Below are 13,167 nucleotides of genomic sequence, written 5' to 3' on the forward strand. Positions count from 1 at the left end.
TATGTATGTTCTATCACAAGTATATCTAAAAAAAGACTGTAAACAAAGTTTTTCACTACTTTGTCTACAGTCTGAAACGAAGCCTGCAAAATTACATTTGCAGGCTTCGTTCTTCTTCACCGGTAATACTTAATCAGCGCTTGTGTACCTTCATCGCTCAACCCGCGATCTGCCAAAGTTTGGTACATTTTTTCAGCTAATTCAAGGCCCGGCAGTTCAAGTTTCATTTTTGCCGCTTCATCTAGCGCAATTCGCATATCCTTAATAAAATGCTTGATGAAAAAGCCTGGCGAAAAGTCATCCTGTAACACACGCGGAATTAAATTCGATAATGACCAACTTCCCGCAGCGCCTGAAGTGATGGACTGTAAAACAGTTTCTGGATCAAGCCCTGCTTTTTCTGCATAAACAATCGCCTCTGTCACGCCAATCATGTTCGAAGCGATGGCGATTTGGTTGACCATTTTCGTATGTTGACCCGATCCCGCTTCGCCTTGAAAAACAATATTTTCCCCAAGAACCTCAAAAACCGCACGAACGTGCTCAAAGACTTCACGTTCACCACCAATCATGATTGACAATGTCCCATTTTTCGCACCAATATCTCCACCAGAAACGGGGGCGTCGAGTACACCAATTTCAGCCGCCTTTGCCTCTTTATAAATCGTCTTGGCAAGTTCAGGAGAAGAAGTTGTCATATCCACTGCGATCGTGCCTTTTCTCATCGTCTCAAGAAAGCCACCTTCTGATAAATACAAATCCTCTACGTCCGTTGGATAACCTACCATCGTAATCAAAAGATCGACTATCCCTGCAAGTTCAGCAGGATTGTCATGCCAAATGGCCCCATTTTGAATAAGCGAATCTGCCTTTTTCTTCGTCCGCGTATAAATACGTACCGTATAGCCATGATCCATTAAATTTTGCGCCATACTTTTCCCCATTACACCAATTCCAACAAAGCCAATTTCTTTCATGATTTTTTCCTCCTTTAGAGTAATTGCATAAACGCAAGTACAGCAAAAATGAAAAACAAAAAGCCGACAATACTTAAGTGAACAAATTTATACATCATTACAATCCCGATAAATTCTCGAATTAACGCACTCGGCATATAATAAAGAGCCGTTTTTGATCCAATTCCCTGACTTTTTAAGCCCGCTTTCCTTGCGTACAAACTCGCTCGAAACAAATGAAAATTATTCGTGACAAAAATACTCCGATAAGAATCCATAATCGCATCCATTTTTCCTTTTGAAAATTTCATATTTTGCAGGGTATTGACAGATTTATCTTCCATCAAAATGTACGCTTCTGGAATTCCTTTACTAACCAGATATTGGCGCATCGCACTTGCTTCTGAAATCAATTCATCTGCACCCTGGCCACCGGAAACAACAAAACTAGCTTTCTTGCCCGTCTTCTTTTCTTGCTTGTAATAAAAATCCATCGCTTTATCCAACCGACTTGCAAGAAGTGGCGGAACCTTGTCGCCAATTAATCCACTACCAAGTACAATGATAAAATCCTGATGATAACGTGGAAAATTATATTGATAAATAAAAGTCGACACTAAAAAAGTAACAAAGAAGAAAGTAAAGTAACTAATGACGAGTAAAACAAAGAAATAGCATAGCCATAAAATCGGGCTTCCGCCAATAACAAACCCTTGGGCAATTCCCCAGATAAAAAGGCCTAAAAACAAAATCCCTAGAAACATCGGAAGTAAGTTCGCAAGTCTTCTACTTTCTTTTCTCATCATCGTCCGTCCGTTCATAATGAGGCCGATAATAATCCCAAAGAAAAAAAACGGAATCAATAACACCAGTAAAATTAATAATCCTGTTACAAGAACCTGCAGCATATCAGACCGACTCGAAGCCGTCGCTGCAAAGGCCCAGTACAAAATAAATAGCAATCCAGAAAAAAGACCAAGCGTAAGAAAAATCCCATTACTAATTCTTCGCCTATCCCAAACGTAAAGCACAAGAAAAATCAACAGAAAGAAAATCGCAGCATAAGCAAAGAACAATGATTTCAACTCCTTTTTTATTCCTTCTTATTATAAAGAATTTTCCCCAACCTTTTCAAGAAAGAAACCAAAGAGTCTTGACCAATTTGATCAAGACTCTCGCTCTTTTATTTATTCAATTATAACATTTGGAACACGGCGTTAGCCCACGTGCTTTTGCTTCACTAAGCGTCGCTGGGTAATAATTCCCATTGCCACATTTGTGGTTATGGTATTTTGATCCTGTCGCTGTGACGAGAACTTGCTGTTCATTTTTATCTACTACCGCTTGCTCATTTTGCGAGCCAGACTGCCCGCTATTCGGACTTTGGCTCTCTTTAGCTGCTCGCTCACGTTCTCTTGCTTCGTTTTGTTTCCGAATTTCCTCTTTCTTCCGCGCTTCCTCTTGTCGTTTTACTTCTTCTTGTTTTGCCAGTGCAGCTTCACGTTCTTGTCGTTTCATTTCCTCTTGCTTTGCTAGCGCTTCTTTTTCAGCCTTACTTTTTACAGTTGAATGTTCGACTTTAATCGTTTCACTAAACTTAACAACGTTCTTTTTAGTAACATCTTCACCCTTTAAGCGCTGTCCTTTTTTACCAATTATTTTTTTCACACTTCGAGGTTGTTTTTTAGGCTGATAAGACTGATAAGTCACTTTATACGTTCCATTTGGTAATTCATCAACCGTTTTTTTCAACTTCCCATTTTTTGCTACTTTCACTTTGACTTCTTTTTCAAATTGTTCGGCACCACTAACTACTACAAAAAATTTCATTTTGTACGGTAAATTTGTTTGAACATGAAGTTTAGCTTCCTCTTTATTTACTTCACTAGCAGCTAGTACTCCAACATCTACAGTTTTAGATGCAGCCTCAACGGATTGAACTGGTACTAAAACAGAAGCTAAAATTAAAAATAAAACAAAAAACAGATTCTTCCCTTTAAAACTTAATCTTGAAGTCGGCATATAACATTCTCCCTTTTCTTTATTTTCCATCCCAAATGAGTCTATTGCATTATGTACCATATCGATTGTTTCTCGATTGAATACAATTGAACAAATGGAACAAATTTACTATAGCATATTTTTCTGTTTTCTACTATCACTACATATAAAAAAGAGCCTCGTCTTTTGACAAAGCTCTCGCAGAGTTGAGCGCGTTATCGATAACACTTAGAACAAGGCGTTAAGCCACGTGCTTTTGCTTCGCTAAGTGTCGCTGGATAATAAGTCCCATTGCCACATTTGTGGTTATGGTATTTCGATCCCGTCGCTGTAACAAGAACTTGTTGTTCATTTTTATCTCCTGCTGCCTGCCCATTTGATGAACCGGAGTTTCCGCTATTTGGACTTTGGCGCTCTTTAGTTGCTTTTGCGGCTGCTTGTTTTTCACGTTCCCTTGCTTCTTCTTTCTTTCGAACTGCTTCTTTCTTTCGTGCTTCCTCTTGTTGTGCTAATTCTTCTTGCTTCGCAGAGATCTTATCCCAGACCCCGTCAATACGATAACTATAATCGGACATCGTCAAATACTTACTCTTTGTGATGTAATCCTTTGCTCGGTCTAAATCAGTATTCCCCAAGCTGCTTTCCGCTGCTGTAAGCAATCGATCTGCTTCATTCTTTTCATGTTCTTCTTCAATTTGTGTTTGTTCTTCTTTCGCTTTTTCTTCAGCTTTAAAAGCCAAATAGCCTTTACTCAATACAACCGAAACTTCTACTTTCTTTTGCTTCATTTTTTTCTTTTTTGCAGTAACTACAACTTGATAGTCTTCGTCTGCTGTTACGTCATCACTAAATTCAAAGTTCCCATCTTGGTCAGCCGTCGTTTCTCTTTCTCCGTTGTTATAAAGTGTAGCTCCCGGTTCTGTCTTCCCAGAAACCGTAAATTTCCCGTGATCATCTGTTTCCACTTTGTCACTTTTTACTGACAACTTAACTTGTTTAACAACTTTCTTCGTTTGCTTTTCATGTCCAGACTGACTCGATTCCGGATTTGTTCCACAAGCCGTAAGTCCTGAAAACATGACCATGACTAAACTGACTACAACCATCCATTTTTTCATTCTGTTCTCCCCTTTATGTCTTTTATGCTATTGTCTTTTAGTGTCTGATGTTTATTTATCAGCCAATTCTAAAATCACAGTTTTACTATACCATGTTTAGTCCATTCGTTCTACATAAAAAAAAGACCGAGGAAAAATCCTCAGTCTTTGTAGTCGCTTATTCAGCAGTATATTTCTCAACAAGTGCAACCACTTCTTCAGCTGTTGCTTGGTTAAGAGCTTCATCAGCAAGCTCAACCATTTTTGTTTGATCTAAACGTTTGATTAATGAACGAGATTTCAAAATGCTTGAAGCACTCATCGAAAATTCGTCAAGTCCCATTCCAAGCAGAAGCGGAATCGCCGTTTGATCTCCAGCCATTTCCCCACACATTCCCGTCCATTTTCCTTCTTTATGAGAAGCATCAATTACGTTTTTAACTAAACGTAAGATAGATGGGTTGTAGGGTTGGTAAAGATAAGAAACACGTTCATTCATGCGGTCTGCCGCCATTGTATATTGAATTAAATCATTTGTTCCGATAGAGAAGAAGTCTACTTCTTTTGCAAACTGATCGGCAAGAACAGCTGCGGCCGGAATTTCAATCATGATTCCAAGTTCAATATTTTCATTCACGTCAGTTCCAGAAGCAACTAGCTTTTGTTTCTCGTCGAGTAAAATCGCTTTAGCTTGACGGAACTCAGCAACTGTTGCAATCATTGGGAACATAATTTTAAGTTTGCCGTGAACGCTTGCGCGCAAGAGAGCACGTAATTGTGTGCGGAACAAATCTTCATTTGCAAAGCAAAGTCGAATCGCACGGAATCCTAAGAACGGATTCATTTCTTCTGGAAGATCTAAGTAAGGAAGTGTTTTGTCTCCACCAATATCAAGCGTACGAACAACAACAGATTTCCCTTCCATTCCTTCTAGAACTGCTTTATAAGCTTCGTATTGCTCTTCTTCAGTTGGGAAATTATCGCGACCCATGTACAAGAATTCTGTACGGTAAAGACCAATCGCTTCCCCACCATTTGAAATGACACCGTCTAAATCGTTTGGCGTTCCGATGTTAGCTGCAAGCTCAACGTGAACTCCATCTTTCGAAACAGTTGATTCATTTTTAAGTTTTTCCCACTCTGCTTTTTGAAGTTCAAAGTCAGATTGGATTTTTTTGTAGTGAGCAATTTGGTCGTCAGACGGATTAATGATAACGTTACCTTCAAGTCCATCAATAATAACCATATCGTCTTTTTTCGTATCTGCTGTTACTTCTTTTGTTCCAACAACCGCTGGAATTTCAAGCGAACGAGCCATGATAGCGGAGTGCGATGTACGCCCACCGATATCTGTTACAAATCCTTTTACGAACTGACGATTAAGTTGTGCTGTATCAGAAGGCGTTAAATCCTTCGCAACAACTACTACTTCTTCATCAATCAGTGCTGGATTTGGAATCGTTACACCTAGCAGATGAGAAAGAATACGTTTACGCACGTCACGAATATCCGCAGCACGTTCACGCATGTATTCGTTGTCCATCGACTCAAACATGCCAATGAACATATCCGTTGTTTCTTGCAATGCAGCTTCTGCATTCACTTTGTTATTTTTAATATTTTCTTCGATCGGCCCGATCATTTCAGGGTCACCTAAAACTAACAAATGCGCATCAAAAATTTGTGCTTTATCCTCACCCAAACTTTTAGCAGCTTGTTCGCGGATCTTTGTAAGTTCAGATTGTGAAATTGATACGGCATCTTGAAAACGTTTAACTTCGCTTTCTGCATCAGCCACTTCAGATTTTTCAAAAGATAAATCTGGTTCAACGAGCAGATAAGCTTTCGCAATGGCGATCCCGTCAGATGCTGCGATCCCTTTCAACTCTTTTACCATTATTCAGCCATGCCTTCTTTCTTAAGTACCTCAGTTAAACCTTCAATCGCTTCTTTTTCGTCACTACCTTCAGCAGTGATTTTGATTTCAGCGCCTTTGCCAACTCCAAGTGACATAACACCCATGATTGATTTAAGGTTTACAGATTTACCAGAGTTTTCAAGGTTAATATCAGAGCTGTATTTGCTTGCCGCCTGTACGAGTAAAGTCGCCGGACGGGCGTGAATTCCTGTTTCATCGATAACTACAAAACTTGCTTGTTCCATATTGACATTCTCCTTTATCAAAGAAATTTTAATGTGACCTTTTTCACCAAAAAAGGAATTTTAACAAAAAAGGCTATCTCTCAATTTAAAAGACTACCATTTTTTTGCCTTTGTTACAACTATTTCACGCGCATTTTTTGGCCAAAAAAATCGTTACTATTCTATTTTATCCGAATTAGCTTGAAAAGGCAATAACTCACGCCTTTTCGGGCTATTTTATGTCCCAGCAAAAAACCTATTTCTTCCTTTAATATCAGTCATACCTTATTTCCCTCCATAGATTAACAGCCATATTAGTTGCAATTATTAAAATTTTAGTGCAGACTGAAACTATTAGTATTTCATAAAAAAACGGTTTCCCAATCAATTATAGCAGGAGTGATAAAGATGGCAAAAGCGCAGGTCGGCGATATTATTGAATTCAAGGACGGCTTAACTGGAATTGTTGAAAAAATCAATGAAAACTCTGTAATTGTCGATTTAACTTATATGGAAAACTTTAATGACCTTGGTATGGAAGAAAAAACTGTGGTCAATCATAAAAACTATAAAATCATTCATTCAGCAAACAACGACTGATTAAAAGCGCAAAATTAACGGTTTCTTGTTAAAGTTGCGCTTTTTTAGTGGATTTTTTTAATGGAAGGTGAACAAAGAATGCCAAAAAAAGTAGCAATTATCGGTGCAGGTCCAGGTGGTTTAGCAACAGCTATGCGCCTTCTTGCAAGTGGCTATCAAGTAGATATTTTTGAAAAAAACAGCGTGGTTGGCGGGCGAACGAGCAAGCTCTCACTCGGAAACTATTCGTTTGATTTAGGGCCTTCCTCCCTTACAATGCCCCATCAGCTCACTTCGCTGTTTATCAATTCGCACCGCAGTTTACATCATTACTTGACTTTGTTACCAATCGATCCTTTGTATCGATTGTTTTTTCCGTCTGGCAAAACCTTTGCTCCTTCCGGGAATCAGAAAGCGACCCTTCGTGAATTAAATCGCGTTTTCCCTGGCAACGAAACGAACTTTTACCAATTTATGAGCGGAAATGCCAAGAAAATTCTTTATTTGACACCACTATTAGATTATAGCTTTGGAAGCTTAATCGATTTTCTGCGTCCGACGATGCTTCGAGCGATCCCCAGCCTTTCCATTGGGCGAACTTTAATTGATGAAACCTCGAAGTACTTTGAAGACGAGGAGTTACAGCTCGCCTTCACCTTTCAGATGAAATATATGGGGATGTCTCCTTGGGAAATCCCAGGCATTTATAGCGTGCTTCCATTTTCTGAGTATTACTATGGTTCTTTCCATCCCACTGGCGGGCAAAGTCAAATTTTACAGGCGATGCAAACAGTCATTGAAGAATACCATGGCCGGATTCACTTGAATAGTGGTGTTGCAAAAATCCATACATCTAAACACGAAATCACGGGAATCGAGTTGCAAGATGGTCGTTCCGTACAAGCCGATCACTATATCGTAAATGCGGATTTAAGCTATGCTATAAAAAACCTTTTTGTAACTGACAAACCTTTGAAATTCAAAACTAAAATACCCAAAAAAAAATATTCAGCCAGTGCTTTTGTAATTTATTTAGGACTGAATACACTTTTACCAATTGACCACCAAACCGTCTTGTTTCCTGAAAACTACAAGGTTCACACAGATGAAACAACAAATTTAAAGGTTCTTTCAGATGATTTTTCTATCCACATCACAAATCCCTCTGTAACGGATACCACAATGGCTCCAATTGGACATTCAGCAATTCGAATTATGGTCCCCGTCCCTAACAACGAGAGTCAAATCGACTGGGATCAAGAACGTAAATCGTTTAGAAATAAAATTTTTGAAACTGTGAAGACAAAGTTACAGTTGGATGATTTAGAGAAACATATCGTTGAAGAGCACGTGATTACGCCAAAAGAATGGGAAAAGGATTTTCACATCCATCTGGGTGCCGTTTTCGGAATGATGCAATCCTTTAGACAAACTGGAATGGGAAACCCCGTAAATCAGTTACATAAGCAATTTAAAAACCTATTTATTGTTGGAACTAGTGCTCACACTGGCACGTCTCTGCCTTACATAATGGAAAGTGCCAAATATGCGGTTAAAAGAATTGTTAAGAAAGATGCAAAAAATCCAGATAAATAGAAAAAGAACAGAAAACAAAAGCTCAAGCCATTCGTAATGGATGCTTTCGTTTCCTGTTCTATTTTTATGTCTCTGATTCTTTTTTTGACGTGTGCTCGCCCTTTTTATTATCCAAACTAAAATAGTAACAAATCGTGAAAATAATATTGGCAACGAGCCCGACACTAATGGATGCCCAAAGGTCAGCGTAAAAGGACAAAAAGATGAAGAATGCCAATATAATCCAGTAAACAACGACGATTTCAGATTTTAGATCCGGATACTTCAAATTTTCCCATTTGTCCGTCAAACTCAAAATAAAATAAATCATTAAATGTAGAATCAGTCCGAGTAGCCACCAATTCGCAATATCCGAAAACTGCAAAACGGTTAATCCGTTACCGAGAAATGGTAGCTGCTTCGTTTGAACCGAAATTGGCTCGATTAGCACTTCAAAAATCATCACCATCGTCGCGGCAATCACTGAGTACATGCCTCCTCGCAACCAATCAATTTTCACCTTAAGGGTGATCTCCCTTGCAATCACGTGTGTCCCGGCTATTAAACCAATCCAAATAAAACCAAAAGTCACTGGGATCCCTTGAATGGTAAAGCCATAATTCCCAGCGTAATTTTCATCGGCAAAACCAAGCTGCATCCATTCAATACTCGTTGTGACAACAAAAATTAAAATCGTAATGGCAGACCCTAAGCCTTTGCCATATTGCATGATAAAAAAGACCGTTGCGAAAATACCAGTAAAAATTAAAAAAATCGAATGAATCCTCGTCATGCTACTTGGCAAAATTCCAAGCGAAATCAAAAGTACACTTGCCAAGAACCATAAAATATAAAGCCATAATAAAAATTTATAGTTTTTCTCTAACACGGTAACACTCCTTTGCTTATTTCAAGCAAAACTTCCCCTTTCATTATAGCAAACTCTTATAAAAAAAACTCTTTTTAACAGGAATTGTTGCCAAAATACGGCTTTTCGATTAAAGTAAAGAGTAGAAATGTTTGAAGAGGTGTTATCGTGATTAGAAGCAACAGAATAGATTTTAAATTAATCCTTGGATTAGTGCTTGCAGCAGGATTAATTTTCGTAACATTCAACTATACTAAAAGTTTCTGGTATATGTACGGAGCAGCAATGCTGTTTTTACTTAGTTTTGGCATTTTCAATGTGAATTTAAGCAAACAGTCTTCAGTCTTAAAAGGATTCATTCCTGCTATTTTTTCAGCAGTCGTTTTGTATATCGTATTTTACATAGGTGCCTTTATTTTAAAATTTATGCCGTTTGGCTTAAACGGTGCCGTTCATTCAGCTTTTAATAAATTTTCAACCGACAATTGGTTCATTTGGATTTTAATGATTATAGCGATTGTTCCAGGAGAGGAAATTTTTTGGCGCGGCTTTGTTTTACAGCGTTTATTAGATTCTTATGCAACTTGGTTTGCCGTATTAGTTTCTACTTTACTAATCACACTGTTTATGTGCTTTAGCGGTAATCCGGCACTGGTCATTGGCATTTTCGTTGCTTCTCTTTTTTGGAATTTGCTTTATGTTTGGCGTCCAAGTTTGATTATGCTTTATATATCGCATCTACTGTTTGTTTTTATCTTACTAGCAGCACTTCCTATTTATTAAAAAACCTTCCCCGCGTGGGAAGGTTTTTTAATTCTATTTCGTCACAACTGAAAGACTAAACCCATCAATTCCCTTTATGCCGATAGTTGCAATGGCCACTGATTCAAGCGAAAGTTCTGCTGCTATTTTTTCTAAATACCCCCGGATGCCAAGAACTCGTTCAAGACTTCACCTTCTCGGATAATGTTATCAGCAATGATTAAACTGCCGTTTTTTGCTAGTTGAAGGCTGTAGTCGAGATAAAGAGGATTATTCACTTTGTCTGCATCAATAAAGATGATATCAAATGGTTCAGCATTCTCCTGAACAAGCTCAGCAAGACTATTTTTAGCTTCACCAACCATCAATTGTATTTTTTCTTGATACGGACTTTCCTCAAAATTTTTCTGAGCTACTTTCGCAATCTGTGGATCATACTCTAGCGTGACAATTTCACTATCCCCCCTCATTTTGAAGCCCCTTTGCAAAAAAGTGTACTATAGCCTGCTAAAGTGCCTATTTCAAGAACTCGCTTAGCCCGCTCAATTTCGTTAACAGATATAAAAATTGACCTTGCGCTGGTGAAACTTCAATCGGTGGGAGCCCCGCTGCTTGGCTATTTTGAAGTGTGTGAACAAGAAAATCGTCTTGTTTGACTAAAAGCGACATTAATTTTTCATCTACCTCAGTAAACTTATCCAATATCCTCACTCCAATCTTCTTATTCATTTGAATTTTGACATGGCCTTTAGCGCTTTGTCGCAGTTTTGAAACTTGTCACTAACTTTTTTTTAGTTAATAATAAAAAATTTAAGCAAAACACTTGAAAGTCAGAAAAGGTCAGTGTATAATAAAATCATAAGGTCAAAGATAGTCAAAGTCAAAAACTAATCTTTGAACCACTATTTACTCTTCCAAAGGAGGAATTTACTTTATGTTATGTCAAAATTGTAAACAGAATGAAGCACGCATTCAGTTATATATGAATATAAATGGACAGCACGTCGAGATGCCGCTTTGCGAGTCTTGCTACGCTGAACTTAAAAACCGCAATCAAAACAACTTGCAAGGAGGCTTTGGTTCTTCTCCATTCGACGACTTTTTCCGTCAATTAAATGGAAGCAGAAATCCAAACTTCGGCGCAGAAAGTGATACAAACCGTGAAAGACAAAGTCAAGTTCAAACCCAAGCACCAGGAAACGGTGGTGGTTTGCTTGATGAATTTGGTACCAATTTAACGGATCTTGCTAAAAATAATAAACTTGATCCCGTCATTGGTCGTGATGAAGAAATCAAACGAACCATTGAAATTTTAAACCGCCGAAATAAAAATAACCCCGTCTTAATTGGGGAACCTGGTGTTGGTAAAACCGCTGTTGTTGAAGGTTTAGCATCAGCCATTGTTGAAGGAAAAGTTCCGAATAAGTTACTCGGTAAAGAAGTGATTTTACTTGATGTGGCTTCACTTGTATCGGGAACTGGAATTCGTGGTCAATTTGAAGAACGTATGAAAAAATTAATCGAAGAATTAACAGAGCGTAAAAATACGATTTTATTTATTGATGAAGTGCATACTATTGTTGGAGCAGGTTCAGCTGAAGGCTCAATGGATGCTGGGAACATTTTGAAACCAGCTCTTGCAAGAGGCGAACTGCAAATGATTGGTGCAACAACCTTAAATGAATATCGGAAGATCGAAAAAGATGCTGCGCTTGAGCGTCGTTTCCAACCAGTTATGGTAGATGAACCTTCCAAGGAAGCTACACTGACTATCCTAGAAGGGTTAAAGAATCGTTATGAAGATTTCCATGAAGTTGTTTATTCAGAAGAAAGCTTACAAGCAGCGATTGATTTGAGTGCTCGTTACATTCAAGATCGTCACTTACCTGATAAAGCCATTGATTTGATGGATGAAGTGGGTTCAAAATACAACCTTACGATTGAAAAAATGGATGATAAGACAGTTGCTGAGCGACTTGAACGCTTGGAAAATGAAAAAGATGCTGCGCTTAAAAATGAGGACTATGAAAAAGCTGCAACGGTTCGGGATGAAATTACTCGTTTGAAGGAAAATAAAAATGAAGCAGGTATTTCAGAACGCCCTGTTATTCAAGCTTCAGATATCCAAGTTCTAATTGAAGAAAGAACGGGCATTCCGGTTGGTCGTCTCGAACAAGATGAACAATCGAAAATGAAAGATTTAGAAGCGCATTTAAATGACAAGGTGATCGGGCAAAAAGAAGCCGTTCAAAAAGTTGCGAAAGCAATCCGTCGTAGTCGGGTTGGTTTGCAAGTGAAAAACCGCCCTATCGGTTCATTCTTGTTCGTCGGTCCTACTGGGGTCGGTAAAACAGAACTCGGCAAAACGCTCGCTAATGAATTATTTGGTTCAGAAGACGCGATGATTCGTCTCGATATGTCTGAGTTTATGGAAAAACACAGTGTTTCTAAACTTATTGGTTCGCCTCCAGGCTACGTGGGTCACGATGAAGCGGGTCAATTAACTGAAAAAGTTCGTCGCAATCCTTACAGCATTTTGTTACTTGATGAAATGGAAAAAGCGCATCCTGATGTTCAACACATGTTCTTGCAAATCTTAGAAGATGGCCGTTTGACGGATTCACAAGGTCGGACGGTAAGCTTTAAAGATACTGTAATCATTATGACAAGTAATGCAGGAACAGGATCTCACGAAGCTTCAGTTGGCTTTAATACAAGCAGTGACCTAGATAAACTTGAAAAAAGTTCAGACTTATTGAGTCGACTCGGTTACTACTTCAAACCTGAATTTTTGAACCGGTTAGATAGTGTTATTGAATTTAACAGTCTTGAAAAAGAAGATTTGATGCAAATTGTCGACTTGATGATTGCTGATTTAAATGACATGTTAAAACAAAATGATATGCACATTGAAGTTTCTGAAGATGTGAAGAAAAAATTGATTGATTTAGGTTATGATGCTGAGTTTGGTGCACGTCCGCTAAGAAGAACGATCCAAGAACACTTGGAAGATCAAATTGCTGATGTGATGATTGATTCAGATGACGTTTCTAGCTTAACTGCAACACTCGATCAAGATGGGCATATTCAAGTTTCAGCACTTGAACATGTTGTAAAATAATCCACTTTAAACCCTAAGCAAGCAGGACTTGCTTAGGGTTTTTTTACGATTTAATAAATTATTCAT

The 13,167-nt window shown here is 38.4% G+C and carries 13 protein-coding genes; 4 read left to right on the plus strand and 9 right to left on the minus strand.

What is annotated here, in order from left to right; genetic code table 11:
* Positions 1-116: 116 nt before the first annotated feature.
* From HCK02_RS07805 to HCK02_RS07830, 6 genes are all read right to left on the minus strand, one after another.
* Complete coding sequence (locus tag HCK02_RS07805) at positions 117-977, minus strand: NAD(P)-dependent oxidoreductase (protein WP_167629575.1); 861 nt, start codon at positions 975-977, stop codon at positions 117-119.
* 14 nt (positions 978-991) lie between these two features.
* On the minus strand, positions 992-2,032 hold the full coding sequence (locus HCK02_RS07810; protein ID WP_167629576.1) for a YdcF family protein: 1,041 nt from the start codon (positions 2,030-2,032) through the stop codon (positions 992-994).
* Positions 2,033-2,147: 115 nt separating this feature from the next.
* Positions 2,148-2,978: a hypothetical protein gene (locus HCK02_RS07815; RefSeq protein WP_167629577.1), complete on the minus strand. Its 831-nt coding sequence runs from the start codon at positions 2,976-2,978 to the stop codon at positions 2,148-2,150.
* 194 nt (positions 2,979-3,172) lie between these two features.
* Complete coding sequence (locus HCK02_RS07820; protein WP_167629574.1) at positions 3,173-4,075, minus strand: hypothetical protein; 903 nt, start codon at positions 4,073-4,075, stop codon at positions 3,173-3,175.
* A gap of 157 nt (positions 4,076-4,232) precedes the next feature.
* Positions 4,233-5,951, minus strand: coding sequence for a phosphoenolpyruvate--protein phosphotransferase (gene ptsP / locus HCK02_RS07825; RefSeq protein WP_167629578.1), 1,719 nt, complete (start codon positions 5,949-5,951; stop codon positions 4,233-4,235).
* Positions 5,951-6,217, minus strand: a complete 267-nt coding sequence (locus HCK02_RS07830) for a phosphocarrier protein HPr (protein ID WP_036072022.1) — start codon at positions 6,215-6,217, stop codon at positions 5,951-5,953. Before HCK02_RS07830 ends, ptsP begins: the two co-directional genes overlap by 1 nt.
* 387 nt (positions 6,218-6,604) lie before the next feature.
* Between HCK02_RS07830 and HCK02_RS07835 the strand changes: the two genes are divergently transcribed.
* Together HCK02_RS07835 and HCK02_RS07840 are read left to right on the plus strand one after the other, a co-directional pair.
* Positions 6,605-6,796 carry a YkvS family protein gene (locus tag HCK02_RS07835; RefSeq protein ID WP_167629579.1) on the plus strand — a complete coding sequence of 64 codons (192 nt, stop codon included), beginning with the start codon at positions 6,605-6,607 and terminating at the stop codon, positions 6,794-6,796.
* A gap of 78 nt (positions 6,797-6,874) precedes the next feature.
* Positions 6,875-8,371: a phytoene desaturase family protein gene (locus tag HCK02_RS07840; RefSeq protein WP_246215555.1), complete on the plus strand. Its 1,497-nt coding sequence runs from the start codon at positions 6,875-6,877 to the stop codon at positions 8,369-8,371.
* A 64-nt stretch (positions 8,372-8,435) separates the two neighbouring features.
* On the opposite strand, the gene HCK02_RS07845 is transcribed toward HCK02_RS07840, so the two are convergent.
* Positions 8,436-9,239 carry a DUF422 domain-containing protein gene (locus HCK02_RS07845; protein WP_167629581.1) on the minus strand — a complete coding sequence of 268 codons (804 nt, stop codon included), beginning with the start codon at positions 9,237-9,239 and terminating at the stop codon, positions 8,436-8,438.
* 150 nt (positions 9,240-9,389) lie between these two features.
* Between HCK02_RS07845 and HCK02_RS07850 the strand changes: the two genes are divergently transcribed.
* A complete protein-coding gene (locus tag HCK02_RS07850) occupies positions 9,390-10,001 on the plus strand; it encodes a CPBP family intramembrane glutamic endopeptidase (RefSeq protein WP_167629598.1) in 612 nt (203 codons plus the stop codon).
* A 131-nt stretch (positions 10,002-10,132) separates the two neighbouring features.
* On the opposite strand, the gene HCK02_RS07855 is transcribed toward HCK02_RS07850, so the two are convergent.
* Positions 10,133-10,450, minus strand: coding sequence for an O-methyltransferase (locus tag HCK02_RS07855; RefSeq protein ID WP_167629582.1), 318 nt, complete (start codon positions 10,448-10,450; stop codon positions 10,133-10,135).
* Positions 10,451-10,496: 46 nt separating this feature from the next.
* On the minus strand, positions 10,497-10,682 hold the full coding sequence (locus HCK02_RS07860; protein WP_167629583.1) for a hypothetical protein: 186 nt from the start codon (positions 10,680-10,682) through the stop codon (positions 10,497-10,499).
* 232 nt (positions 10,683-10,914) lie between these two features.
* Between HCK02_RS07860 and HCK02_RS07865 the strand changes: the two genes are divergently transcribed.
* Positions 10,915-13,101, plus strand: coding sequence for an ATP-dependent Clp protease ATP-binding subunit (locus tag HCK02_RS07865; protein WP_167629584.1), 2,187 nt, complete (start codon positions 10,915-10,917; stop codon positions 13,099-13,101).
* The last annotated feature ends 66 nt before the right edge of the window (positions 13,102-13,167 follow it).

The sequence above is a fragment of the Listeria valentina genome (assembly GCF_011800755.1).
Classification (GTDB): domain Bacteria; phylum Bacillota; class Bacilli; order Lactobacillales; family Listeriaceae; genus Listeria; species Listeria valentina.